The sequence below is a fragment of the Arthrobacter sp. D5-1 genome (assembly GCF_017357425.1).
Taxonomy (GTDB): Bacteria; Actinomycetota; Actinomycetes; order Actinomycetales; family Micrococcaceae; genus Arthrobacter.
This window is the reverse complement of sequence record NZ_CP014571.1, coordinates 2548031-2571955: the sequence shown is the minus strand read 5'-3', so window position 1 is coordinate 2571955 and position 23925 is coordinate 2548031. Positions and strand designations below refer to the sequence as shown.

Annotated in this window: 25 protein-coding genes; 17 read left to right on the top strand and 8 right to left on the bottom strand. The window is 61.0% G+C overall.

Translation table 11 applies throughout. The features are described from left to right. The first annotated feature begins 156 nt into the window (after window positions 1-156). From AYX22_RS11680 to AYX22_RS11665, 4 genes are all read left to right on the top strand, one after another. On the top strand, window positions 157-546 hold the full coding sequence (locus tag AYX22_RS11680) for an iron-sulfur cluster assembly accessory protein (RefSeq protein WP_207593623.1): 390 nt from the start codon (window positions 157-159) through the stop codon (window positions 544-546). Window positions 547-729: 183 nt separating this feature from the next. After that, complete coding sequence (gene coxB, locus AYX22_RS11675) at window positions 730-1602, top strand: cytochrome c oxidase subunit II (RefSeq protein WP_089595186.1); 873 nt, start codon at window positions 730-732, stop codon at window positions 1600-1602. Window positions 1603-1612: 10 nt separating this feature from the next. Further along, the gene (gene ctaD / locus AYX22_RS11670) at window positions 1613-3337 is read left to right on the top strand and encodes a cytochrome c oxidase subunit I (RefSeq protein ID WP_089595185.1); all 1725 of its coding nucleotides are present in this window, start codon (window positions 1613-1615) and stop codon (window positions 3335-3337) included. Further along, window positions 3334-3735 carry a cytochrome c oxidase subunit 4 gene (locus AYX22_RS11665; RefSeq protein WP_089595184.1) on the top strand — a complete coding sequence of 134 codons (402 nt, stop codon included), beginning with the start codon at window positions 3334-3336 and terminating at the stop codon, window positions 3733-3735. The genes ctaD and AYX22_RS11665 overlap by 4 nt, the downstream gene beginning before the upstream one ends. Before the next feature lie 72 nt (window positions 3736-3807). Here AYX22_RS11665 and AYX22_RS11660 read toward each other — a convergent pair whose 3' ends face one another. Then, the gene (locus tag AYX22_RS11660) at window positions 3808-4101 is read right to left on the bottom strand and encodes an HPr family phosphocarrier protein (protein ID WP_207597563.1); all 294 of its coding nucleotides are present in this window, start codon (window positions 4099-4101) and stop codon (window positions 3808-3810) included. Window positions 4102-4258: 157 nt separating this feature from the next. Here AYX22_RS11660 and AYX22_RS11655 point away from each other — a divergent pair, with 157 nt between their 5' ends. Continuing rightward, window positions 4259-5050 (top strand): GntR family transcriptional regulator, encoded by a 792-nt coding sequence (locus AYX22_RS11655; RefSeq protein ID WP_207593622.1) that lies wholly within the window; start codon window positions 4259-4261, stop codon window positions 5048-5050. A 160-nt stretch (window positions 5051-5210) separates the two neighbouring features. Here the strand turns inward: AYX22_RS11655 and AYX22_RS11650 are convergent, their stop codons facing one another. From AYX22_RS11650 to AYX22_RS11635, 4 genes are all read right to left on the bottom strand, one after another. Continuing rightward, complete coding sequence (locus AYX22_RS11650; RefSeq protein WP_089595181.1) at window positions 5211-6884, bottom strand: cytochrome bc complex cytochrome b subunit; 1674 nt, start codon at window positions 6882-6884, stop codon at window positions 5211-5213. Next, the gene (locus AYX22_RS11645) at window positions 6862-7932 is read right to left on the bottom strand and encodes a Rieske 2Fe-2S domain-containing protein (RefSeq protein ID WP_089595180.1); all 1071 of its coding nucleotides are present in this window, start codon (window positions 7930-7932) and stop codon (window positions 6862-6864) included. The genes AYX22_RS11650 and AYX22_RS11645 overlap by 23 nt, the downstream gene beginning before the upstream one ends. A gap of 96 nt (window positions 7933-8028) precedes the next feature. Then, window positions 8029-8817: a c-type cytochrome gene (locus AYX22_RS11640; RefSeq protein ID WP_089595179.1), complete on the bottom strand. Its 789-nt coding sequence runs from the start codon at window positions 8815-8817 to the stop codon at window positions 8029-8031. Between the two features lie 88 nt (window positions 8818-8905). After that, window positions 8906-9544, bottom strand: coding sequence for a heme-copper oxidase subunit III (locus AYX22_RS11635; RefSeq protein WP_089595178.1), 639 nt, complete (start codon window positions 9542-9544; stop codon window positions 8906-8908). 148 nt (window positions 9545-9692) lie between these two features. Between AYX22_RS11635 and trpD the strand changes: the two genes are divergently transcribed. Continuing rightward, complete coding sequence (trpD, locus tag AYX22_RS11630) at window positions 9693-10757, top strand: anthranilate phosphoribosyltransferase (RefSeq protein ID WP_207593621.1); 1065 nt, start codon at window positions 9693-9695, stop codon at window positions 10755-10757. Window positions 10758-10770: 13 nt separating this feature from the next. Here trpD and AYX22_RS11625 read toward each other — a convergent pair whose 3' ends face one another. Both AYX22_RS11625 and AYX22_RS11620 read right to left on the bottom strand, forming a co-directional pair. Continuing rightward, entirely contained in the window at window positions 10771-11049 is a 279-nt protein-coding gene (locus tag AYX22_RS11625; RefSeq protein WP_207593620.1) for an Lrp/AsnC ligand binding domain-containing protein, read from the bottom strand. A gap of 71 nt (window positions 11050-11120) precedes the next feature. After that, complete coding sequence (locus AYX22_RS11620; protein ID WP_207593619.1) at window positions 11121-11510, bottom strand: DUF3054 domain-containing protein; 390 nt, start codon at window positions 11508-11510, stop codon at window positions 11121-11123. 134 nt (window positions 11511-11644) lie between these two features. Between AYX22_RS11620 and AYX22_RS11615 the strand changes: the two genes are divergently transcribed. The 11 genes from AYX22_RS11615 (at window position 11645) to AYX22_RS11565 (ending at window position 23384) form a co-directional block, all read left to right on the top strand. Beyond that, complete coding sequence (locus AYX22_RS11615; RefSeq protein WP_207593618.1) at window positions 11645-12100, top strand: VOC family protein; 456 nt, start codon at window positions 11645-11647, stop codon at window positions 12098-12100. A 100-nt stretch (window positions 12101-12200) separates the two neighbouring features. After that, the gene (locus AYX22_RS11610; RefSeq protein ID WP_207593617.1) at window positions 12201-12641 is read left to right on the top strand and encodes a VOC family protein; all 441 of its coding nucleotides are present in this window, start codon (window positions 12201-12203) and stop codon (window positions 12639-12641) included. A gap of 245 nt (window positions 12642-12886) precedes the next feature. Beyond that, window positions 12887-13291: a tautomerase family protein gene (locus tag AYX22_RS11605; protein WP_207593616.1), complete on the top strand. Its 405-nt coding sequence runs from the start codon at window positions 12887-12889 to the stop codon at window positions 13289-13291. A gap of 228 nt (window positions 13292-13519) precedes the next feature. Continuing rightward, window positions 13520-14539, top strand: a complete 1020-nt coding sequence (gene iolC, locus AYX22_RS11600) for a 5-dehydro-2-deoxygluconokinase (protein ID WP_207593615.1) — start codon at window positions 13520-13522, stop codon at window positions 14537-14539. Then, window positions 14536-15495, top strand: coding sequence for a deoxyribose-phosphate aldolase (locus AYX22_RS11595; protein WP_207593614.1), 960 nt, complete (start codon window positions 14536-14538; stop codon window positions 15493-15495). The genes iolC and AYX22_RS11595 overlap by 4 nt, the downstream gene beginning before the upstream one ends. Before the next feature lie 6 nt (window positions 15496-15501). Continuing rightward, complete coding sequence (gene iolD, locus AYX22_RS11590) at window positions 15502-17448, top strand: 3D-(3,5/4)-trihydroxycyclohexane-1,2-dione acylhydrolase (decyclizing) (protein ID WP_207593613.1); 1947 nt, start codon at window positions 15502-15504, stop codon at window positions 17446-17448. A gap of 44 nt (window positions 17449-17492) precedes the next feature. Further along, window positions 17493-19004, top strand: coding sequence for a CoA-acylating methylmalonate-semialdehyde dehydrogenase (locus AYX22_RS11585; RefSeq protein ID WP_207593612.1), 1512 nt, complete (start codon window positions 17493-17495; stop codon window positions 19002-19004). A gap of 37 nt (window positions 19005-19041) precedes the next feature. Then, window positions 19042-19959 (top strand): sugar phosphate isomerase/epimerase, encoded by a 918-nt coding sequence (locus AYX22_RS11580; protein ID WP_207593611.1) that lies wholly within the window; start codon window positions 19042-19044, stop codon window positions 19957-19959. Window positions 19960-20007: 48 nt separating this feature from the next. After that, window positions 20008-21021, top strand: coding sequence for a Gfo/Idh/MocA family oxidoreductase (locus AYX22_RS11575; protein ID WP_207593610.1), 1014 nt, complete (start codon window positions 20008-20010; stop codon window positions 21019-21021). A 10-nt stretch (window positions 21022-21031) separates the two neighbouring features. Continuing rightward, window positions 21032-21904 (top strand): sugar phosphate isomerase/epimerase family protein, encoded by an 873-nt coding sequence (locus AYX22_RS11570; RefSeq protein WP_207593609.1) that lies wholly within the window; start codon window positions 21032-21034, stop codon window positions 21902-21904. Between the two features lie 25 nt (window positions 21905-21929). Beyond that, complete coding sequence (locus AYX22_RS11565) at window positions 21930-23384, top strand: sugar porter family MFS transporter (RefSeq protein ID WP_242703314.1); 1455 nt, start codon at window positions 21930-21932, stop codon at window positions 23382-23384. 105 nt (window positions 23385-23489) lie between these two features. Here AYX22_RS11565 and AYX22_RS24080 read toward each other — a convergent pair whose 3' ends face one another. Next, window positions 23490-23831, bottom strand: coding sequence for a hypothetical protein (locus AYX22_RS24080; RefSeq protein ID WP_242703313.1), 342 nt, complete (start codon window positions 23829-23831; stop codon window positions 23490-23492). Window positions 23832-23925: the final 94 nt, after the last annotated feature.

Here is a 23925-nt window from a genome sequence, read left to right as displayed (position 1 = left end):
GCGCGCCGGGAACAACCAAATGCTGTCGGTGGTTACGACAGGAGTTATAGCTAAGCGTCTGCGCGACGTAGCATTAGGTATAACCCGTAGGTAATTTGGGTAAGGGCAGGCAGCGTTCCGGCGCCGCCGCCAGGAGCTTCATAAGAAGGTAGGCCAATGAGCACTGCAACCAACGAAAACAGCACCGGAGAACAGCTCGTCGCCAACGACGGGTTGGCCACGCACGAGGTCAATCTGACCGACGTCGCCGCAGGCAAGGTCCGCAGCCTTCTGGAACAGGAAGGGCGCACCGACCTTCGGCTGCGCGTTGCAGTCCAGCCTGGAGGTTGCTCCGGACTGATCTACCAGCTCTACTTCGACGAGCGACTGCTTGATGGGGATGCCGTACGGGACTACGACGGCGTTGAAGTTGTTGTCGACAAGATGAGCGTTCCGTACCTCAGCGGTGCCAGCATCGACTTCGAGGACACCATTTCGAAGCAGGGCTTCACCATCGACAACCCGAACGCCGGCGGGTCTTGCGCCTGCGGCGATTCGTTCCACTGATGTGAGCCATCGCCGCATGTCGGCGCCACTCCGGGTGGGTTTAAAACCATTCGGAGCCACGGCGCTGACATGTGCGCGAAAACCGCTTGATAGCGGTAAGCTCTACATCGGGTAGTAAAACTTTTAGTGTGCCCGGTGGGCCTTCGGCCTGCCGGGAGACAGCAACAAGAGGAAGGGCCGTCTGTGAGTTCGCAGAACCGAACCGGCAGCCGACGCATAAAGATCACATCGATCACTGGCTTGGCACTAGCCGGCGCGTTGGTTTTGACCGGATGTTCACCAGAGGTAGAGAAGGGTTGGCTGCCTACAGAGCGCGGCACGACCAACCACACTGACCGGATCATGGACCTCTGGGTCAACTCATGGATCGCCGCCTTGGCAGTCGGTATTATCACGTGGGGCCTTCTGGTCTGGTGCATCATCGCTTACCGTCGCCGCAAGGGCACCACGGGATTCCCCAAGCAGCTCAGCTACAACCTGCCGCTTGAGGTCTTCTACTTGACCATTCCGCTCTTCATGGTGCTGGTGTTCTTCTACTTCACCGACCAGGACCAGCGCGCGATCGATGACCGCTCGCAGCCGGCCGACGTCGTTGTTGACGTCCGCGGCAAGCAGTGGGCCTGGGACTTCAACTACAAAAAGGGTGAGGTCATCAATGAAGACCTCCACGAGGCCGGCGTCCAGGCTCACCTGACCGGCAATGAGGTCAACAAGGAACTGCTCCCCACCCTGTACTTGCCGGTTGGCAAGTCCGTGGACCTGGAGCTGAACTCCCGCGACGTCATCCACTCATTCTGGGTTCCCGCCTTCCTTCAGAAGCGCGACATGATCCCCGGCAAGACGAACTACATCAGGTTCACCCCCACAAAGGAGGGCACCTTCGATGGTAAGTGTGCCGAACTCTGCGGTGAATACCACTCCGAAATGCTCTTCCGCGTCAAGGTTGTCTCCGAGTCTGAGTTCCAGGCCCACATGGACAAGCTTCGCCAGGAAGGCAACACGGGCCTCCTCGGTGCGGAATACGACCGCAACCCGAACCTGAACGAAACCAAGTAAGGGGAGCGACGTGGCTACGTACACTCAATCCGCACCGGGGGTCCTAGAAGCCCCCGTAGTTCCTAAGTCCAAGGGGCGCATCGTCGTCAACTGGATTACCTCCACGGACCACAAGACCATCGGGTACATGTATCTGATCGCGTCCTTCGTGTTCTTCTGCCTCGGTGGCGTCATGGCGTTGCTGATCCGCGCTGAACTGTTTGAACCCGGTATGCAGATCCTGCAGACCAAAGAGCAGTACAACCAGATGTTCACGATGCACGGCACCGTCATGCTCCTGATGTTCGCAACGCCGCTGTTTGCCGGCTTCGCGAACGTCATTATGCCGTTGCAGATCGGCGCCCCCGATGTCGCCTTCCCGCGTCTGAACGCGCTGGCTTTCTGGTTCTTCCTCTTCGGTTCGACCATCGCAGTCTCGGGCTTCATCACCCCCCAGGGAGCGGCTTCCTTCGGCTGGTTCGCTTATGCGCCGTTGTCGAACACCACCTTCAGCCCTGGCGTAGGTGGTGACCTGTGGGTCTTCGGCCTGGCCCTTTCCGGGTTCGGAACCATCCTTGGTGCCGTCAACTTCATCACCACCATCATCTGCATGCGTGCCCCGGGCATGACCATGTGGCGTATGCCGATTTTCACCTGGAACACGCTGGTCACGGCAATCCTGGTCCTGATGGCCTTCCCGCCGCTGGCAGCTGCCTTGTTCGCCCTTGGCGCCGACCGACGCTTCGGTGCCCACATCTTCGACCCCGAGAATGGCGGTGCAGTCCTCTGGCAGCACCTGTTCTGGTTCTTCGGGCACCCCGAGGTGTACATCATCGCGCTGCCGTTCTTCGGCATCGTTTCGGAGATCTTCCCGGTCTTCAGCCGCAAGCCGATCTTCGGCTACAAGGGTCTTGTCTACGCAACCATCGCCATTGCGGCGCTGTCCGTCACCGTGTGGGCACACCACATGTACGTGACCGGTTCTGTGCTGCTGCCGTTCTTCGCCTTCATGACCATGTTGATCGCAGTGCCCACCGGCGTGAAGTTCTTCAACTGGATCGGCACCTTGTGGCAGGGTTCCATCACGTTTGAAACGCCCATGCTTTGGAGCATCGGCTTCCTGGTGACATTCCTCTTCGGTGGTCTCACCGGCATCATCCTGGCCTCGCCGCCGCTTGACTTCCACGTTTCCGACTCCTACTTCGTGGTGGCCCACTTCCACTACGTGGTGTTCGGTACGGTCGTGTTCGCCATGTTCGCAGGGTTCTACTTCTGGTGGCCCAAGTGGACAGGCAAGATGCTCAACGAGCGCCTTGGCAAGATTCACTTCTGGCTCCTGTTCCTCGGCTTCCACGGCACGTTCCTGATCCAGCACTGGTTGGGTGTTGAGGGTATGCCGCGTCGTTACGCCGACTACATGCCGCAGGATAACTTCACCTGGATGAACCAGTTCTCCACCATCTCCTCCTTCGTCCTGGGTGCTTCGCTCCTGCCGTTCTTCTGGAACGTCTACATCACGTGGCGCAGCAACAAGAAGGTAGAAGTGGATGATCCGTGGGGCTTCGGCGCTTCGCTGGAGTGGGCAACGTCCTGCCCGCCGCCGCGTCACAACTTCACTTCCTTGCCGCGTATCCGTTCGGAGCGCCCGGCACTGGACCTGCACCACCCAGAGTTGGCACAGGTCCACACTGCCGAGGCCCCGTCGCCTGCAGCAGCTGTTTTGGGTAATGCCGACCAGAAGGACGTGAGTAAGTGAAAATCGAATCGTGGCTCTTTGGAGCCGGAGTCTTCTTCTTCGTCCCCGTGGCTATCGCCTACGGATTCCTGACTGAATGGTCCGAGTGGGTTGGTGTCTTGGGCATCCTCCTTGTCGGTGGCTTGGCGGGCATGATCGGTGCATATCTTGGTTTCACCGGTAAGCGGATCGGTCTTCGACCCGAAGACCGTCCCGACGCCGAGATCCACGAAGGCGCCGGCGAGCAAGGGCACTTCAGCCCTTGGAGCTGGTGGCCGCTGGTTCTGGGCCTCGCTTGTGCCGGTGGATTCCTTGGCCTCGCCATTGGCTTCTGGGTGACATACGTCGCCGGCGGCCTCGCCCTCGTGGCATTGGTTGGCTGGGTCTTCGAATACAGCCGCGGCGACCACGCGCACTAGCAGCCAGCTACGAGCACACAGAAATGGGCCCCACCGGAAGGTGGGGCCCATTTCTTATTTCTGAATAGGGGCTCAGCGCGCCTCTGTGGCCCCAAGGACGGCCGAAAGAGCGGTCAAAGCACTCTCAACTTCAGGAACGGTTTGTCCGCTGAGGAGCGCGTCTGGAGCGACTTCCAGAAGTACTTCGCAGCCGTGTCCGAAGTCCTCCGTCATCACTTCGAGCAGTGAGCGTGCATCAACAGGTTGCCCGTCGTGCTTGCGAATGGTGACCGGCAGGCCGGTGTCAGTAACTGCGCGGACGAATACAGCTGCAGCACGAGCGTGCAATCCGATTTCCGCGGCAACAATAGCCTTCTGCTCCGGCAACCCAGCTCCCTTGGTAGCCGACGGATCATCCGTCGGAAAATTGTCCATACAAGCGTAGCTCCCTAGGCCCCGTCGCTCCACATGCGCCGTAAGTGGTCTAGACCTGAAGTATCACTGAATTATCCTTGAGGCATGACTCAATTGCTGGACCGCCGCGGTGCCTGAAGCAGCAAGCATCGCAGGCGAGATCGACCGCACCAGTGGCACGCCGATTTACGTGCAGCTCCGGGAGATTCTGCGGGCCTTTATTGCCCAATCCTGCCCGCCAGGTTCTGCGCTTCCCTCGGAACGGGATCTGTCAGAGCGCTTCGGTCTGGCCCGGATGACGGTGCGACAGGCTATTGATGCCTTGGTTGGTGAGGAAGTCATTGAGCGTGTTGTGGGTCTGGGGACTTTCGTGAGGAAGCCCAAGCTGGACCTTCAAGTGAAACTGACGTCCTATAGCGAAGAGATGCAACGTCGAGGTATGGTCCCGGCTGCGAAGGTACTCAGCTTCGAACAGATCGCAGCCAGTGCATTCCTCGCGCGGGAGCTCCAACTGGAGGAAGGCACACCTCTGGTGCGGTTCAGGCGGCTGCTGCTCGCTGACAATGAACCCATGAGCGTTGATGAGAACTTCATACCGGCCCATCGCGTCCCAGGCCTTTTGGATGAAGCGCCGCCCACATCCCTGTACAACGTCCTGAGCGAACGGTTTGGCTTGGTGATGGAGTGGGGCGAGGACATGATTGAGGCCACGGCAGCGTCGCCCTCCACAGCCCGGCTTCTCAACGTCGATGTCGGTGCCCCTTTGCTGAAGATTCAACGGCACGCTTTCGTAGCCCGCGCCATGGTGGACTACTCCGTTTCTTACTATAGGGCTGACCGCTACAAGCTCTGGGTCCCCCTGCAACGCCCAGGAGTGAGGCCTACGCGCAACTACTCATCGGGGTACCGCACTCAGCCCTAGCGCCCGCCAGGACGGGCGCGCCCATACATGTATGGCGGCAGTGCGGAAGTACAGCCGCACAGAGCCCGGGGAAAAGGGTTTACGGGGGTAAAGCTGGTGCACAAAAAGTAGGGGCCCGGTCCATTGGACCGGGCCCCTACTTTTATGCGAGTTCCAAGCGTTAGTGGCTCAGGCTCTTCTGGTCTTCGCCTGCTTCAATGGCTTCATGGTGGCCATGTGCGTGGGCGGCTTCGAGTTCGGCGGGTGTTGCCGGGGCAACACGGTCCTCGAAGAACCACTTGGAAAGTGCCGCGCGGCGCTTTTCCTTGCTGGTGACAACACCGTGTTCGTTCGGCTCAGCCGGCAGGGGAGCCGGTGATTCGAATCCAACAAGCTTGTAGCGCTTGTACTCATCAAGTGGAGCGTGGACCTCGATGAATTCACCGTGCGGGAGACGGACGATGCGTCCTGTTTCCCGGCCATGCAGGGCAATCTCGCGGTCCTTGCGCTGGAGGGCGAGTGCGATGCGCTTGGTCACGATGAAGGCGATGACCGGCCCGATGAAGAACAGTGTTCGCAGCCAGTAGGTGACGTCGTTCAGGGAAACGTGGAAGTGGGTTGCGATGAGGTCGGAACCAGCGGCTGCCCACATCACGCAGTACCAGGTAAAGCCTGCAACACCGATCGCTGTGCGGGTAGGCACGTTGCGGGGACGGTCGAGAACGTGGTGTTCGCGGTTGTCCTTGGTGATCCAGCGTTCGATCCACGGGTACATGAACAGAACCGTGAAGATGATTCCAGCAGGAACCAAGGCCGGAAGCAGCACGTTCAGGGTCAGGGTGCGTCCGAAGATGACCCATTCGAAGTGGAAGTCATTGATGACACCCGGCATGAGGCGCAGGGCGCCGTCCACGAACCCGATGTACCAGTCAGGCTGGGTACCTGCGGAAACAGGGGACGGGTCATACGGACCGTAGTTCCAGATCGGGTTGATCGTGAATGCTGCGGCCATGAGTGCCAGGACACCGAAGACGATGAAGAAGAATCCACCGGCTTTGGCAGCGTAAACCGGGCCGAGGGGGTAGCCGACAACGTTCCCGTCGTTACGGCCCGGGCCGGGGTACTGGGTGTGCTTGTGCACAACCACCATGAAGAGGTGGATCACGATCATCAGCAGGATGAGTGCGGGGACCAGGAGGATGTGCAGGACGTACAGGCGGCCAATGATGGCCGTACCCGGGAATTCTCCACCGAAGAGGAAGAAGGAGATGTACGTGCCAATCACCGGGATGGACTTGATAACGCCATCGATGATGCGCAGGCCGTTGCCGGAGAGCAGGTCATCGGGGAGCGAGTAACCGGTGAAGCCGGCTGCCATCGCCAGGATGAGCAGCACGCCGCCCACCACCCAGTTCATTTCGCGCGGCTTGCGGAAAGCACCGGTGAAGAAGACGCGCAGCATGTGGACACCCAAGGAGGCCACAAAAAGCAGTGCTGCCCAGTGGTGTACCTGACGCATGAACAGACCGCCACGTACATCAAAGGAGATGTTCAGCGACGAGCTGTAGGCAACGGACATTTCTACGTTGTACAGCGGAGTGTACGAACCCTGGTAATGGGTTTCCGCCATGGACGGATCGAAGAAGAAGGTCAGGAAGGTACCTGACATCAGCAGGATGACGAAGGAGTACAGCGCCACCTCACCGAACATGAACGACCAGTGGTCGGGGAAGACCTTTCGGCCGAACTCACGCAGGATGCCGGAGCCACCCACGCGCTCGTCAACGAAGTTGGTGAAACTACCAACCTTGGTCTTCGGAACGAAGGGGGCTTCAGCTGTTGATGAGGCGCTCATGCTCGTCACGCTCCCAGTAACTCGGTCCTACAGGTTCTCTGAAGTCGCTTGTGGCGACGAGGTAGCCTTCTGCGTCAACTGCAATAGGCAGCTGGGGGAGCGGACGGCTGGCCGGTCCAAAGATGACCTTGCATTCCTGCGTGAGGTCAAACGTGGACTGGTGGCACGGGCACAGAAGGTGGTGCGTCTGCTGCTCGTAAAGAGCAACGGGGCATCCGACGTGCGTGCAGATCTTGGAGTAAGCAACGATTCCGTTGTAGCTCCAGTTTTCACGGCCCTCTGAGGGGTGCAATGAATTCGGATCCAGGCGCATCAGCAGGACGACGGCTTTCGCCTTTTCGTTCAACTTGCCTTCGTGGAGCTCATTGAGGCCTTCGGGAATGACGTGGAAGGCAGAGCCAATTGTGACGTCCGAGGCCTTGATGGGAGTGCCATCGGGGTCGCGGGTCAGGCGCTTCAGCTTGCCGCCTTCAGGAGCCCACATGGTGTGTGCCAGAGCATCGTCAGGACGCGGGCCCAAGTCGCCGAAGATGGCGAGAGCAGGCAGCGGGGCAAGCGCAACTGCACCAAGAAGGGTGTTGCGGATCAGCGGGCGGCGCTTGATGCCGGTCTCTTCGACGATGTCGTCGACGATCCGGACAGCTGCCTGGCGATCCTCTTCGGTACGGATGGCGTGGCGCTCTTCAGACACTTCGTGATCGGGCATCAGGGCCTTGGCCCAGTGCACGATACCGGTGCCGATGCCGAGCATTGCGAAGGCCGTGCCTAGCCCCAGAAGGAGGTTTTGGTTACGGATGGTCGCAATGGTGGTGTCGTCGCCCAGATCGATGGCGAAGTACGCCACCAGGAAGACCAGCGTGCCAATGACGGAGGTGCCAAACAGAATGGCTACCTGACGCTCGGCTCGCTTTGCGGCTACCGGGTCCGTGTCAGCCAGGCGCAAACGATGCGGAGGTAGTCCAGGATCCTGGAACTTCTCCACCTCATTCTGACCAGCCGTAGCTACGGTGCCCGAGTGGTTCGGACTGCCGTCACTATGGTTGCCCATAATTCGCCTCATCCTTCTCTCGTTGTCTCGGCCGGGGCCGAGTTATTTTCAGTTTCAAACTGCTGACTGTGCAGCAGAAGTTTTGTCGTGTCCGGATCAGGACGTGCGGGACGTCAACCAGATGGTGAATGCGATGATGACACCCAAACCGGCAACCCAGACGAAGAGGCCTTCAGACACCGGGCCCAGTGCTCCCAGGTCCGCGCCACCGGGGGAACCGTTGGCTTCGATGGTCTTCAGGAAGGTGATGATGTCGCGCTTGTCTTCAGGAGTGACATTGGAATCACTGAACACAGGCATGTTCTGCGGTCCGGTCACCATGGCCTCGTAGATGTGCTCTGCGCTGACGCCGGCCAGTGCAGGAGCAAACTTGCCGCGGGTCAGTGCACCGCCGGCAGCGGCTGCGTTGTGGCACATGGCGCAGTTGACGCGGAAGAGTTCGCCACCATTGGCGGCATCCCCCTTGCCGTCGAGGAGGTGTTCCTCGGGAATGGCCGGGCCTGCTCCGAGGGAAGCAACGTAAGCGGACAGCTGCTTGGTCTGCTCTGCGTTGAACTGGGCGGGCTTCTGCTGGGCCTGCGGTCCGCTCATCTGCATGGGCATACGTCCGGTGCCAACCTGGAAGTCAACAGCTGCAGCACCCACGCCGACCAGCGAGGGGCCGTCCTGGGTTCCGGACGCACCCATGCCGTGGCAGGTGGCGCAGTTGGCGGCGAAGAGCTTGCCGCCTTCTTCTACGTCACTGGCGCTGTAGCTGGTGGTGTCGGCCTTGGCTTGGTTGACAGTTGTGGCAACGGCGTACAGCCCACCAGTGAGGAGGAGGCCCATCAACAGCAGCGCAATGGCTGCCAGTGGGTGACGTCGCTTCTGCGATAGTGCCTTCACGTGGTGGTTCCTTTATTCGATCCTGCGTCGGCTCCGCGAGCCGCTTCTTGAAATTCTGCCTCTTGTAGAAAAAGAGTCAAAGCCGGGCTTACTTGAGGACGTAGATGACCAGGAAGAGGCCGATCCACACAACGTCGACAAAGTGCCAGTAGTACGAGGTGACGATCGCCGACGTCGCTTCAAAGTGTCCGAACTTCTTGGCTGCAAAAGCGCGGCCAATGATGAACAGGAAGGCGATCAGGCCGCCAATGACGTGCAGGCCGTGGAAGCCCGTTGTCATGTAGAAGGCGGAGCCGTAGGCGTTGGAGGACAAGGACACATGCTCGGAGACGAGCATGGCGTATTCCGTGGTCTGTCCGGCTACGAAGAAGGCACCCATGATGAAGGTGAGGACAAACCATTCAGACATGCCCCAGCGGGTGATTTGGAGCGGGCGGCCGGTACGGCGCGGTTCGAGCCGCTCGGCGGCAAAAACGCCCATCTGGCAAGTAAACGAACTTGCCACAAGGACGATCGTGTTGACGAGCGCAAACGGGAAGTTGAGCTTGGCCGTCTCCTCGGCCCACATCAGTCCGGATGTGGAGCGCAGGGTGAAGTACATGGCAAAGAGGCCGGCGAAGAACATCAACTCACTGGACAGCCAAACAACGGTTCCAACAGAAACCAGGTTGGGGCGGTTCAGCGTCGGGTGCGCCGGGGTACTGGGGGCATGGGTCGCAGATGTCACAAGGACATTATGTCTGTAAAAGTCCAGAGTTCCCAATGCAAACCACCGATTCGGGAGACTTTTTCTACAAAGACGCGAAATCGCGCGGAAAAGTTCCCGACCGCGTTCACATTGGTCATCGGCGTGGCAGGGTCGATAGCATCAGTGGGTGACTTCTCCGGCATCGGCACCTGCAGCCAGCAATACCTGGCCTGGGCTCATCTCAGCACTGATCAACGGCGACGACCTTGCAGTGGGCAATACAGAGTGGGCCATGAACACGATCATGTCCGGTGAAGCGACTCCTGCGCAGATTGCCGGGTTCCTTGTTGCCCTCCGTGCCAAGGGAGAGACCGTGGAGGAGCTGGCGGGCCTGGTTCAAGCCATGGTCCAGCACGCCAACCCGATTGAAATCACCGGTGAGAAGCTCGACATCGTAGGGACAGGTGGTGACCGGCTCAATACCGTGAACATCTCCACCATGGCAGCGCTCGTTGCTGCCGGCGCCGGCGCCAAGGTGGTCAAGCACGGCAACAGGGCAGCTTCGTCGACTTCCGGTTCGGCAGACGTGTTGGAGGCCTTGGGTGTTCGGCTGGACCTCTCGATCGAGCAAGTGGCCCGGAATGCTGAAGAGGCAGGAATCACCTTCTGTTTCGCGCAGGTTTTCCATCCTTCATTCCGGCATACGGCTGTGCCCCGCCGCGAATTGGCGGTTCCCACTGCCTTCAATTTCCTGGGCCCCCTGACCAACCCGGCCCACGTACAGGCCTCTGCTGTGGGTGTTGCCAATGTCCGTATGGCTCCGCTGGTGGCTGGCGTGCTGGCCCGCCGCGGCAGCCGTGGACTGGTCTTCCGTGGGGACGACGGACTCGATGAGCTCACGCCTACGGGACCATCCACAGTCTGGGAAATCAGGAACGGCACAGTCACCGAGCAGGTGTTCTCTCCGGCGGAACTTGGTATCGGCCCCTCTACGGTGGCGGATCTGCGTGGGGGTGACGCTGCTGCAAACGCGGGAGTTGTACGCGACATCCTCGAGGGTAAGGCGGGCCCGGTGCGGGACGCCGTCCTCCTCAATGCAGCCGCGGGCCTGGTGTCTTATGCCCCGGACGCTGAGGGAACCCTGACTGAGCGCATGCGCAAGGCATTCGCCCGGGCGGCCGAGTCGGTGGACTCAGGCAAGGCTGCCGGCGTCCTCGCGAAGTGGACGGAACTCAGCCGGAGTGATCTTTAGGGCAGGGAGTCTCTTACTCGAAGCCGAGCGCGAACGCCGCGTCAAGGTCGTGCTGCGAGTAGGCCCTGAAGGCAATGTGGGTGGTGGTATGAACCACAGAATCCACCTTCGATAACTTGTCGGCGATGACGTCGGCCAACTCTTCGTGCTTGGTCACCCTGGCTACGGCTATGAGATCCCATTCACCCGTGACCGAATAGACCTCGCTGATGCCCTGTATGGCAGAGATTTGCTCTGCTGTCTCCGGGATGCGTGAGGCATCTGTCTTGATCAGGACGAAAGCGGTGATCACGTGGGGCCTTTCCGGAAAAGCAGCGTTGCGGACTGTTTCAGCCTAGTGCATCGGCTGGGGACAGGTCCTGTTCAAACGCGGCGTTGCCGCCTCCGGGAGACGCGCAGCCAGAGTGCGGCCAGGGCCCGGTAGCTGAGCAGGAAAATCCCGAGGGAGATGAGTGCGACGATCATGAAAGGCAGGACCACCGTTTGGCCTGTAACAGCCCGGAGCAGCATTCCCACCAGTACTGCGCTGATCCAGACGAGGACGCCTGTTGGCCAGACAGCCAATGGACTGCGCCAGGCGCGCGCTGCCAGCCACGCAAGGGCTGCCCCGGTCAGGAAGGGCCACGCCGTGGCGAAGGCGCCGGAAACTATGTCTCCGCGGGCGTGCGCGTCCCTGCCAATGGCTGCGAAGACAAGAATCAACAGAACGTCCGCGATGGCTGCGGGGATCCACAGTCGTGAAGGTGAAGGCATGCCCACGACACTATCCGGGGTGTCACCCGTACGCGAAGTCGCGTTTGCTTGAGTGGAGCGTTGTGTGGAGCAACTCACAGGACTAGCGTCTGTCTGGGGAGCAGGGCTTCCCCCGGATCGCTGAGGAGTGCTTCATGCAGAAGATTTCCACCTGTCTATGGTTCGACGGCCAAGCGGCCGAAGCGGCAGAGTTCTACACATCGATTTTTGATGGATCCTCCATGGGACGCATCACGCCCGGGCCCGATGGTCAAGCCCTGACCGTTGAATTCGAGATTGATGGCCGGCAGTTCATGGGCCTCAATGGTGGACCGGCCCACAAGTTCAATGAGGCCGTCTCCTTGATGGTGAACTGCGATTCCCAGGAGGAGGTGGACCGTTACTCGGATGCTCTCCTCGCCGGGGGTGAGGAGGGCATGTGCGGGTGGCTGAAGGACAGGTTTGGTTTGTCATGGCAGATTGTCCCCACGGCCATGTCCGCCCTTTTGGGTGGCTCTGATCCTGACGGGTCGCGGCGTGCCATGGAGGCCATGATGAAGATGCGGAAGCTGGACATCGACGCCCTGCAAAAGGCGTACGACGGCGGCTGAGGACTTGCGGAAAGGGCGCCACCTGGCGCAGTCGGCATTGCCGCACTGTAACGAACGCTGCTCTGTACCAACCAAAAATCAACCAGAAGGAGACCGACCAATGACAACCCGTCTGAACCCTTACATCTCATTCCGTGACAACGCCCGCGATGCCATCACCTTCTATCAATCGGTTTTCGGCGGTGAGCTGAATATCAGCACTTTCGGCGACTACCAGGCGAGTGAGGACCCGGCTGAGGCCGGCAAGGTCATGCATGCCATGCTGGAAGCGCCGGGTGGATTGACGCTCATGGCTGCTGATACTCCCAACGGCATGCCGTACAACCCTGGCGATAACATCTCTGTCTCGCTCAGCGGCGAAGCCACGGACGAAAGTGAACTCCGTGGTTTCTGGGACAAGCTGGTGGAGGGCGGTACCGTCACCGTACCGCTGGAAACGGCACCTTGGGGTGACACCTTCGGGATGTGCGTCGACAGGTTCGGCATTGGGTGGCTGGTGAACATCGCGGGTGCGCATCAGGGAGGCCGGGCCGCCGAATAGCGCCGCAGCCGATGAAGAATGCCCCGCCCTTTCATCAGGGGTGGGGCATTCGCTGGTTAAGTCACCTCATCCGCATCCGGGCGGGGTCAAACCGATGTGCCAAGAGTCTCGGCGTGGGCAAGGCCGGGCTCCTGTAGGGATCCCTTGATCCTTCAGTACTCCTGATTCCAGCGTTCCCCGTCCGTCCTTGCATCCCCCATTCACGATTTGTTAGTATGTCAGGACAAACTTACTAGGGGGTCAAGATGCCGCTTGTTCGAATTGACGTAAATGCCGGCAGGGGTCCGGAGGAGCTGGCCGCCATCAGCCGAAGCATCCATGACGCGATCCTCGCTGAGTATGGCATCCCTGAGCGAGACTACTTCCATATCGTCACGGAGCACTCCGAGGGCCAGATCTACGCCCAGGATGCCGGGTTGGGTTTTGAACGGACGTCAAACGTCGTCATGATCCAAATATTCACCCAGGAGGGGCGGAGCGGGGAAGCAAAGCAGTCCTTGTTCGCGGCGATTGCCGACCGACTGGGTGGGGTTGGGGTCGCAGGTGAGGACGTGTTCCTTGGGTATGTCGAAAACACTGCAAGCGATTGGTCCTTTGGTTTTGGCCGCGCCCAGTACGTGACGGGCGAATTGGCGGTTCCGAGCAAGTAGCCTCTGCCGTCGGGCCAAGAGGCGTCGCCGCGGGCGGTCCGCGGAGTGTGTCCTTCCGGAGTGTGCAGGGTCCATACGTTTCGTTGTAAATATGTCAGTACAAACCTTTGACAGGACATTGATTCTGGTGCAGAGTAGTCATGTGGCCCCGCTCACTGAGGGGTGGCAAGGCATTGGGGCCCAGCGCTCAAAGGTTCAGAGTTCACAAAAGAAAGGTCAACGATCACCGTGACCCACGAACTGCTTACGATCGGGCGCATCAGCGTTGATATCTACCCGAACGACATTGGGGTGGACCTGGAAGACGTGACGTCCTTCGGCAAATACCTTGGAGGTTCACCCTCCAACGTGGCCGTTGCTGCCGCACGTCATGGTCGACGTGCGGGAATCATCACCCGCACCGGTGACGACGCGTTCGGTAATTACCTTCACCGGGAACTGCAAAAGTTCAACGTGGACGATTCTTTCGTCTTGCCGGTCAAGGAGTACCCCACCGCCGTGACCTTCTGCGCGATCAAACCGCCGGAAGACTTCCCTCTGTACTTCTACGGCCGGTTTCCCACCGCCCCCGACCTGCAGATCAACGCTGAAGACCTCGATCTTGACGCCATCAGGAACGCCGGGATCTTTTGGTCCACTGTCACCGGCCTCTGCCAGGAACCCAGCCGCAAAGCCCATATCACAGCACACGAGGCCCGCCCCCGCACCGGACTCAAGGAGGGCCAGTTCACCATCCTGGATCTGGATTACCGCCCCATGTTCTGGGCCTCGGAAGCCGAAGCCCGCGCCGAGGTTGCGAAGGTTCTCCCGCACGTGACTGTAGCGATCGGCAACGACAAGGAATGCGCTGTTGCCGTGGGGGAGGGAACGCCTGATGAGCAGGCGGACCGCCTGCTGGCTGCCGGCGTCGAAATCGCCGTCGTAAAACTCGGGCCCGAAGGGGTTATGGCCAAGACCCGTACCGAACGCGTGGTGTCCGCTCCGGTCCCCGTGGAAACCGTCAATGGCCTGGGTGCCGGCGATTCCTTTGGTGGCGCCTTCTGCCACGGGCTGCTGTCCGGCTGGCCGCTGTCAGAGGTCTTGGACTACGCCAACGCTTCCGGTGCGATCGTCGCCTCCCGCCTTTCCTGTGCGGATGCGATGCCGACGCCGGACGAGGTCACCTCGCTGCTGGCAGAGCGTGGCCGGTCCATCCCTGGTGCCACCCTTGCAGCCTCCTCCACTTTTGCAGAAGGAGCAGTGCGTTGAACCTCAACGATGATCCACGCCGTTATGAACACCTGAGCCGGATCAGGCTCGAAGACCCTGAGGCTGTTGCCCGCGCTGCGGCCACCCGCCGCAAGCACCCGGGCCTTAAGCACGATACCCAGAACTTCATCGTCGCTGCCGACCACCCGGCCCGCGGCGCACTGTCCGTAGGTTCGCAGCCGATGGCCATGGCTGATCGCAGGGATCTTCTGGACCGTTTGCAGATCGCTTTGGCGAACCCTGCCGTTGATGGCATTCTCGCCTCTCCGGACATCATGGACGATCTGCTTTTGCTGGGAGCCTTGGAAGGCAAGCTCGTTTTCGGATCCATGAACCGCGGTGGGCTGGCAGGCCTGGTGAACGAGTTCGATGACCGTTTCACCGGCCATACCGCTGCCGCGTTGGAGGCGCTCGGTGCCGACGGCGGCAAAATGCTGACACGGATCTGTCTCGGCGACCCGGACACTGTGGCCACCCTTGAATCCACTGCCAAGGCGATCGATTCTCTGGCCGAACGCAAGCTCATCGCCATGGTGGAGCCGTTCCTTTCAGTACGGGATGCGCACGGAAAGGTCCGCAACGACCTTCGCGCTGACGCCGTGATCAAATCTGTCGGCATCGCCGAAGGCCTTGGCTCCACCAGTGCGTATACCTGGATGAAGCTGCCGGTGGTGGCAGAGATGGAACGTGTCATGGCTTCCACCACCATGCCTACCGTGCTGTTGGGTGGCGATCCGGACGGAAGCCAGGAGGAGGTGTTCGCCAGTTGGCAGGCAGCCCTGGCATTGCCCGGCGTTCGGGGCCTCACTGTGGGCAGGACGCTGCTTTACCCGCACGACGGCGATGTGGCCGGTGCCGTTGCGACTGCCGCGTCGTTGCTGAAAACTTCGCCTGTGGTCGCCGCCGCGGATGAGCAGACCATGTCAGACCGTATTCCAGTGAAAGTATCGGAGTAGCTAGCAATGGGTACAGCAACCCGTCGGATGACCGTGGCGCAGGCCGTGGTCGAATTTCTTTCCAAGCAATACACCGTGGACTCCATCAACGGTGTGGACTACCGCGAGCGGCTGATTCCGGGCACGTTCGGCATCTTCGGGCACGGCAACGTTGCCGGTGTTGGCCAGGCGTTGAAGCAGTACCAGGCCGCGGACCCGTCCATCATGCCGTACTACCAAGGCCGGAATGAGCAGGCCCAGGTACATCAGGCTGTTGGCTACGCGCGGCACACCCGTCGCCGGCAGACATTCGCGATCAGCACCTCCATTGGCCCGGGTTCCTCGAACTTGCTGACCGGTGCAGCGTTGGCCACCACCAACCGCCTGCCGGTGCTGCTGCTGCCCAGTGACACTTTCGCCACCCGCGCGGCTGACCCGGTGTTGCAGCAGCTGGAACTCCCGTACGCCTACGACATCACGGTCAATGATGCTTTCCGTCCGTTGTCGAAGTTCTTCGACCGCGTTTCGCGTCCGGAGCAGCTGTTCTCCGCGTTCCACCATGGCCTGCGGGTCCTGACGGACCCGGCGGAGACCGGCGCGGTGACCATTTCGCTGCCGCAGGATGTCCAGGCTGAGGCCTTCGACGTCCCGGAAGAGTTCCTGGCCGCGCGTGAATGGCGGATCCGCCGTCCTGAGGCCGAGGATGACGACATCCGCCGCGCCGTGGAGGCCATCCGCGCCGCCAAGCGCCCGCTGATCATTGCCGGCGGGGGCGTCCTCTACGCTTACGCCAACGACGAACTCGCCAGGTTCGCCGAACTGACAGGCATTCCAGTAGGGAACACCCAGGCCGGCGTCGGCGTCCTGCCGTGGGACCACGCGTCCTCCCTCGGTGCCATCGGTTCAACCGGTACGACGGCGGCCAACGCCTTTGCTGCCGAAGCGGACCTCATCATTGGCATCGGGACACGCTACGAGGACTTCACCACTGCGTCCCGCACGGCGTTCCAGAACCCGGACGTGAAGTTCGTGAACATCAACGTCGCCCCGATCGACGCGTACAAACACGGCACCACGCTGCCGATTGTCGCTGACGCACGCAAGGCACTGGTGAAGCTCAACCAGGCCCTGGGCGGTTACCGCGTCGGTGCCGACCTGGAACAGAAGGTCGCTGCCGAAAAGAAACGCTGGAACGCGATCGTAGATGAGGCTTTCGAGACCCGTTACACGCCGCTGCCTGCCCAGAACGAGATCATCGGAGCCACCAACAAGGCCATGGATGACCAGGACGTGGTCATTTGCGCCGCCGGTTCCCTGCCGGGGGACCTGCACAAGATGTGGCGGGTCCGGGATCCATTCGGCTACCACGTGGAATACGCGTACTCCTGCATGGGCTACGAAATCCCCGGCGGTTTGGGCGTAAAGCGCGCCGCACTGGCCGAAGCGGCAGCAGGCGGGCCTGAGCGCGACGTCGTCGTCATGGTGGGGGACGGTTCCTACCTGATGATGCACACCGAACTGGTCACCGCCGTCGCCGAACGCATCAAACTGATTGTGGTCCTCATCCAGAACCACGGCTACGCCTCCATCGGTTCCCTCTCCGAGTCGCTCGGATCCCAGCGCTTCGGCACGCAGTACCGCGTCCTGGACAAGGAACAGCACAGCTTCGACGCCGGCGAGAACCTTCCCATCGACCTCGCCACCAACGCCGAATCGCTGGGCGCAAGGGTCATCCGGATCGAACCGGGGGAGAACGTCATCGAAGCCCTCGGCGCTGCCATCAAGGAAGCCAAGGCCGCCCCGGAAACCGGGCCGATCGTGATCCACGTCGAGTCCGATCCTTTGCTGGACGCCCCGAGCTCCGAGTCCTGGTGGGATGTTCCGGTCTCGCAGGTCTCTGATCTCGAATCCACCCAGCAGGCCTACAAGACGTACACCGACCACAAGAACCGCCAGCGCAAACTGCTCGGCTAGTCACAGCCCCGCCTAAAAGCCACAGACTACAAGGAAGTCCGCACATGTCGACGACGACCACACTGACCACCATTCACCACTTCATCAACGGCGCTGAAACCACAGGCGAAGGGGACCGCACCCAGCCGGTCTACAACCCGGCTACCGGCCAGGTTTCGGCTGAACTGCGCCTGGCCAACGAGGCTGACCTGAACACCACAGTTGCCGCGGCCCGCAAGGCCGCGGATTCGTGGGGCGACATTTCCCTGGCCAAGCGCACCGCGGTGTTGTTCAAGTTCCGCGAGCTCGTCGCCGCCCACGTGGACGAACTTGCCGAGCTGATCACCGCCGAGCACGGCAAGGTCCTCTCCGATGCGAAGGGCGAGATCGGCCGCGGCCTGGAAGTCATCGAGTTCGCCTGTGGCATCCCGCAGCTGCTCAAGGGCGACTACTCGGACCAGGTCTCCACCGGCATCGATGTCTTCTCCTTCCGCGAACCCTTGGGCGTGGTTGCAGGTATTACGCCTTTCAACTTCCCCGTCATGGTGCCGTTGTGGATGGCCCCGATGGCCATCGCCACCGGAAATGCCTTCATCCTTAAGCCCTCCGAGCGTGACCCGTCAGCGTCCATGCTGCTGGCCAAACTCTGGAAGCAGGCCGGCCTGCCCGATGGCGTGTTCCAGGTCCTGCACGGCGGCAAGGAAACCGTGGACGGCCTCCTGACCCACCCGGACGTGGATGGCATTTCCTTCGTCGGCTCCACTCCGATCGCCCAGTACGTCCACGAGACCGCCACCAAGCACGGCAAACGCGTCCAGGCCCTGGGCGGCGCGAAGAACCACGCGATCGTGATGCCCGACGCCGACCTGGACAACGCAGCAGACCACCTCGCTGCTGCCGCTTTCGGCTCCGCGGGGGAGCGCTGCATGGCCATCTCCGTCGCCGTTGCCGTCGGGGACGCCGCGGACCTGATCGTGAAGAAGGTCGAAGAACGCGCCCTGGCCGTGAAGGTCAAGAACGGCACCGAACCCGACGCCGAAATGGGCCCGGTGATTACCCCGGCGTCCAAGGAACGCATCGTCAAGATCGTCACGGAAGCCGAAACCGCCGGCGCTGCCATGGTGGTGGACGGCCGCGATCTGGTGGTCCCCGGCCACGAAGACGGTTTCTGGGTGGGTCCCACCGTGATCGACCACGTCAAGACCGAAATGACCGCCTACACCGAGGAAATCTTCGGCCCCGTCCTCGTCGTAGTCCGCGTCGCAGACCTCGAAGAGGGCATCGCGTTGATCAATTCCAACCCCTACGGCAACGGGACCGCGATCTTCACCTCTTCGGGTGCACATGCCCGCAAGTTCCAGCGCTCCGTGACCGTAGGCATGGTCGGCATCAACGTGCCCCTTCCCGTCCCGGTGGCCTACCACTCCTTCGGCGGCTGGAAGAACTCCCTCTTCGGCGACAAGCACATCTACGGCCCCGAGGGCGTCTCCTTCTACACCCGCGGCAAAGTCATCACCTCACGCTGGCCCGAACCCACCCACGCCTCCGGCGCCTCGTACAACTTCCCCTCCAACTAAACCCACCCCCACCGCCGCGAAGGAAGACAACGCCGTCATGACTGATGTCGAGAACAAGCTGATCATCGGTACCGCCCCCGACTCCTGGGGCGTATGGTTCGCAGATGACCCCCAGCAAACGCCATGGGAGCGATTCCTGGATGAAGTAGCGGAGTCCGGCTACAAGTGGATTGAATTGGGTCCGTATGGCTATTTGCCCGACGACCCCACCCGGCTGGCTGAGGAACTGAAGCAGCGCGACCTCAAAGTCACGGCGGGCACGGTCTTCACGGCGTTCCACCGCGGTGCGGCGCAGTACGACCAGGCGTGGGAACCGGCCCGCAAGGTGGCCGAACTCACGGCCGCCCTGGGCGGTGAACACATCGTGGTCATCCCCGCGATGTGGCGCGATGACGTCACCGGCGAAGCTGTGGAGAACGGCGAACTGACAGATGAGCAATGGGCTGACCTGTTCGCAGGCCACAACCGTATGGGCAAGGTCCTCCTGGAGGACTTCGGGCTGCATCAACAGTTCCACTCCCACGCCGACTCCCACGTTGGAGCCCAGCAGGACATCGAGACCCTTCTTGCTGCCACGGATCCGCGGTACCTGAACCTCTGCCTGGACACTGGGCACGCGGAGTACTGCGGCGCGTCCAGCCTGGAACTCATCAAGAACTATCCTGACCGCATTGGATACCTGCATCTGAAGCAGATCAATCCTGAGGTCCTCGTCGAGGTCAACGAAAAGAACATGACCTGGGCAGCCGCCAACCTGGCCGGTGTGATGACCGAGCCGCCGAACGGCCTCCCCGATTTGCGCGCCGTCATCGAAGCCGTCGAGGCACTCAACCGGCCGATCTTCGGCATCGTGGAACAGGACATGTACCCGGTAGCCTTCGACATACCCATGCCGATCGCCAAGCGAACCCGCAATTACCTGCTGTCCTGCGGATCCCGTACCAGGGTCCAGTAACACTGCCAGCAACAGCCAGCCAGAAGAACTTCACGAAGGACAAATACAGTGACCAAGACTCTCCGCGTTGCCGTCATCGGTGCGGGCCGCATGGGTGCGGACCACATCAAGCGCCTCAGCACCCGCATCCACGGCGCTGAAGTTGCCGCCGTCGTCGATGTCGACCTTGCCCGGGCGCAGGCCGCCGTCGAGGGCATCAATGGCGCCGTCGCGCTGTCCAGCGCCGATGAGGCCCTGAACAACGGCGACGTGAACGCCGTCCTGATCGCGACCCCCGGCTTCCTTCACGAGGAAATCCTGTACAAGGCTTTGGAGAAAGACTTCCCGATTCTCTGCGAGAAGCCCCTGACGCCGGACGCCGAAAGTGCGTGGAAGATTGTCCAGGCTGAACAGGCGTTGGGCCACAAACGTATCCAAGTGGGTTTCATGCGCCGCTTCGATGCCGAGTACTCGGCGTTGGGTGCGATCATTCGCAACAACGAATTGGGGGAGCTGTTGATGTTGCACCACCAGCACCGCAACCCGAGTACGCCCGAGGGCTTCACCAACGAGATGCTGATCAACGACTCCGTGGTCCACGAGTTCGACGCGATCCGCTACTTCACCGGTGAGGAAATCACCTCCGTGCAGGTCCGTATGGGTAAGGCGACACGCAATGCACCGAACGGCCAGCATGACCCCCAGCACGTACTGCTGGAGACGGAGTCAGGTGTGTTGGCCGACGTCGAAATCTATGTCAACGCAAAGTTCGGTTACCAGGTGGCCACGCAGGCGTCCTTCGAAGACGGGATCGTCAGCATCGGTGGCGACAACGGCCCCTACGTTCAAAGCGCCGGCAAGTGGGGCGGCAACGTCACGCCCGGCTTCGAGGACCGTTTCGGAGCAGCGTACGACGTCGAGGTGCAGGCTTGGGTGGACGCCGCCCTTCGCGGCGACATCGGCGGTCCAACCGCCTGGGACGGTTATGCCACCGCTGCTTGCTGCGAAGCAGGCGTCGAAGCCCAGAAGTCCGGCGAAAAGGTCAAAGTCCGGCTGAACACCAAACCGGATCTTTACAAGTAGGGGATGGGCCATGAAAATCGCACTTGATCCCACGCCGTTCCACCACAGCCACAGCTTGTTGGAGTTTCCCCGGGTAGCTGCAGACCTTGGCTACAAGTACCTGCAGATGACACCGCACGCGGACCTCATCCCATTCTTCAACCACCCCAAGGCAGACGACGAACTGGTGGCCAAGCTGAAAGCAGCGTGTAAGGACTCCGGCGTTGAAATCGCGTCTGTCCTGCCCGTTCTTCGCTGGTCGGGGCCGGACGAGGATGCCCGGGAGGCAGCCGTTCGCTACTGGAAGCGTGCCATCCAGATCGCGGTTGACTTGGGCGTCCAGACCATGAACACCGAGTTCAGCGGCCGTCCTGAGAGGGCCGAGGAATCCGAGCGCGCGTTCTACCGCTCCATGGAAGAGCTGTTGCCGATCATTGAACGCGAGGACATGGACGTGCTCATCGATCCGCACCCTGATGACTTTGTGGAAGACGGGCTGGCAGCCCTGCGCGTCATTCGGGGCGTCAACTCGCCGAACATCGGGATGGTTTACGTTGCCTCGCACACGTTCCACATGGGAAACAAGCCGTTGGAGATCATGCGGGCGGCGGGGGACAAGCTTCGCTTGGTGCACGTCTCCGACACCATGAACCACCACGCCTCCCACGGCCTCCGCTACATCACCAACCCGCCCGGCAATGCCGTCCGCGTCCACCAGCACCTCAAGATCGGCGATGGTGACGTGAACTGGGACGAGTTCTTTGGCGGTCTGAAGGAGATCGGGTTCCTGGACAAGGAGAACACCGTAATGGTCTCCTCGGTCTTCGCCGAGGATGAGAACGGGGAAGATGTTTCCCGCTACCAGCTCAAGACAATGGTGGACTATGTTGCCCGGACAAACTGAGGAGCGGTAGCGAGGAAAGGAAACCATGACCAAGTCTTCTTCCATCGAGACCGACACTGGTCGGACAGCTGCCCCTCCCGCCACTTCCGGGAAGACCGGCAAGCCGTCTGATCCAAAGAAATTCCTCCGCAAGGTAGCGCTGTTCTCCACGTTCGGTGGACTGCTGTTCGGCTATGACACCGGCGTGATCAATGGTGCTTTGCCGTTCATGCAGAAAGACCTCGGCCTGACACCGCTGACCGAGGGCCTTGTCACCTCAACGCTGCTGTTCGGCGCGGCATTTGGCGCGATCAGCGCGGGCCGGTTGTCTGACCGGTTTGGAAGGCGCAGGACGATCATGGGCCTGGCCCTGGTCTTCGCCTTTGCCACCGTGGGTTGCTCGCTGGCGCCAAGCACGGAGCTCCTGGTCCTTGCCCGTACAGTCCTGGGTCTCGCCGTCGGCGGTGCATCGGTCATCGTTCCCGTGTATCTGGCCGAAATGTCGCCGGCTGCCCAGCGCGGCAGGATCGTCACGCAGAACGAGCTCATGATCGTCACCGGCCAGTTCCTGGCCTTTACTTCCAACGCGGTGCTGGGAAACCTGTTCCCTGAAGAGATGCACGTGTGGCGCTGGATGCTGGTGATTGCCACGCTTCCCGCCGTGATTCTATGGTTCGGCATGCTCGTCCTGCCGGAGAGCCCACGCTGGCTGGCGTCAGCCGGTCGATTCGGCGAAGTCCTGGAAGTTCTGCGCTCGACAAGGAGTGCAGGGGATGTCGGGGCTGAGTTCGACGAAGTGCGCCAGGCGGCCAGGGAGGACTATCAGTCCAAGCTCGGCACGTTCAAGGATCTCGCCGTCCCCTGGATACGCAGGATCTTCGTGGTCGGTCTTGGCATGGCCATCATCAACCAGATCAGCGGCGTCAATGCCATCATGTATTACGGGACCACCATCTTGTCCTCATCCGGTTTTGGGGACCAAGGGGCCCTGATTGCCAACGTCCTCAACGGCATGACGTCCGTAGCAGCCGTCATCGTAGGCATGTATTTGATGACGCGGGTGCGCCGGAAGCCCATGCTCATTGTGGGGTTGATGGGGACGGCGTCATCACTGACTGCCATTGCGCTTATCTCCCTTGCCTTGCCGGAAAGTACGTTGCGTGGCTACTTGGTGTTGCTGTTCATGGTGACATTCCTTGCTTCCATGCAGGGATGTATTGGAACCGTGACGTGGCTGACCATGTCCGAGATCTTCCCCATGCACGTCCGTGGCATCGGCATGGGTATCTGCGTCTTTGTGTTGTGGATGATCAACTTCCTGATCGGATTCTTCTTCCCGCAGTTGGTCTCGCTGATGGGAGTCTCCGCGACATTCTTTATCTTCGTGGCGCTGCAGTTGTGTGCCATTGTGTGGGTGAAACGCACTGTTCCGGAGACCAAAGGCAAGTCCCTTGAGGAACTGGAGCACCTTTTCAAAGAGGAAGCCGGAGTAAGCGGCTGACTGGCAGAATTGCTTTCCTCGGAGACTGTGCTTGATGACAACCATGCAGAAAACGCCCGACGCCGGCAGGCATCGGGCGTTTTCTGCGCTTGGAGCAGGGCCTCTTCAGAGTGCAACCACAACATTCTCCAGCGCGCTGCGGCGGGCCGCGTCCAGGACTTCGAGGGTATGGATCCCTTCTGACGCCGGAACTGGTTGGGGGCCTTCGCCACGGATTGCCCCTGGGAACTCTGTGTGGAAGCCGGCGTAGTTTTCCTGCGCGGACGGGACAAGCCCATGCTGGCCCTGCGCGGACGGGACAAGCCCATGCTGGCCCTGCGCGCGCCATAACTCACCCGGCTCGCCTGATGCCAACACCGTGGCGAGCGTCAGGATGTCCGCATCCCAGCGGCGGTTATGGAAGTTGCCGCTTCCCCCTGTTCCGCAGCCGACAATGCCAATGCGCATATCTTTCCTCCTGTCGGTGTCCCAGGGTAAAAGATGAGGGGGACGGCGCGTTGGCGCTGTCCCCCTCAGGGTCGGGATGTCATGCCCGACAGTT

What these genes read in the sequence shown, in the direction of transcription:
- AYX22_RS11570 (WP_207593609.1), top strand. Translation starts at nt 21,032, where the DNA reads ATGAAAATCGCACTTGATCCCACGCCGTTCCACCACAGCCACAGCTTG.
- AYX22_RS11645 (WP_089595180.1), bottom strand. Translation starts at nt 7,932, where the DNA reads ATGGGCAACCATAGTGACGGCAGTCCGAACCACTCGGGCACCGTAGCT.
- AYX22_RS11580 (WP_207593611.1), top strand. Translation starts at nt 19,042, where the DNA reads ATGACTGATGTCGAGAACAAGCTGATCATCGGTACCGCCCCCGACTCC.
- AYX22_RS11615 (WP_207593618.1), top strand. Translation starts at nt 11,645, where the DNA reads ATGCAGAAGATTTCCACCTGTCTATGGTTCGACGGCCAAGCGGCCGAA.
- iolD (WP_207593613.1), top strand. Translation starts at nt 15,502, where the DNA reads ATGGGTACAGCAACCCGTCGGATGACCGTGGCGCAGGCCGTGGTCGAA.
- AYX22_RS24080 (WP_242703313.1), bottom strand. Translation starts at nt 23,831, where the DNA reads ATGCGCATTGGCATTGTCGGCTGCGGAACAGGGGGAAGCGGCAACTTC.
- AYX22_RS11585 (WP_207593612.1), top strand. Translation starts at nt 17,493, where the DNA reads ATGTCGACGACGACCACACTGACCACCATTCACCACTTCATCAACGGC.
- AYX22_RS11650 (WP_089595181.1), bottom strand. Translation starts at nt 6,884, where the DNA reads ATGAGCGCCTCATCAACAGCTGAAGCCCCCTTCGTTCCGAAGACCAAG.
- AYX22_RS11620 (WP_207593619.1), bottom strand. Translation starts at nt 11,510, where the DNA reads ATGCCTTCACCTTCACGACTGTGGATCCCCGCAGCCATCGCGGACGTT.
- AYX22_RS11680 (WP_207593623.1), top strand. Translation starts at nt 157, where the DNA reads ATGAGCACTGCAACCAACGAAAACAGCACCGGAGAACAGCTCGTCGCC.
- AYX22_RS11610 (WP_207593617.1), top strand. Translation starts at nt 12,201, where the DNA reads ATGACAACCCGTCTGAACCCTTACATCTCATTCCGTGACAACGCCCGC.
- AYX22_RS11605 (WP_207593616.1), top strand. Translation starts at nt 12,887, where the DNA reads ATGCCGCTTGTTCGAATTGACGTAAATGCCGGCAGGGGTCCGGAGGAG.
- AYX22_RS11565 (WP_242703314.1), top strand. Translation starts at nt 21,930, where the DNA reads ATGACCAAGTCTTCTTCCATCGAGACCGACACTGGTCGGACAGCTGCC.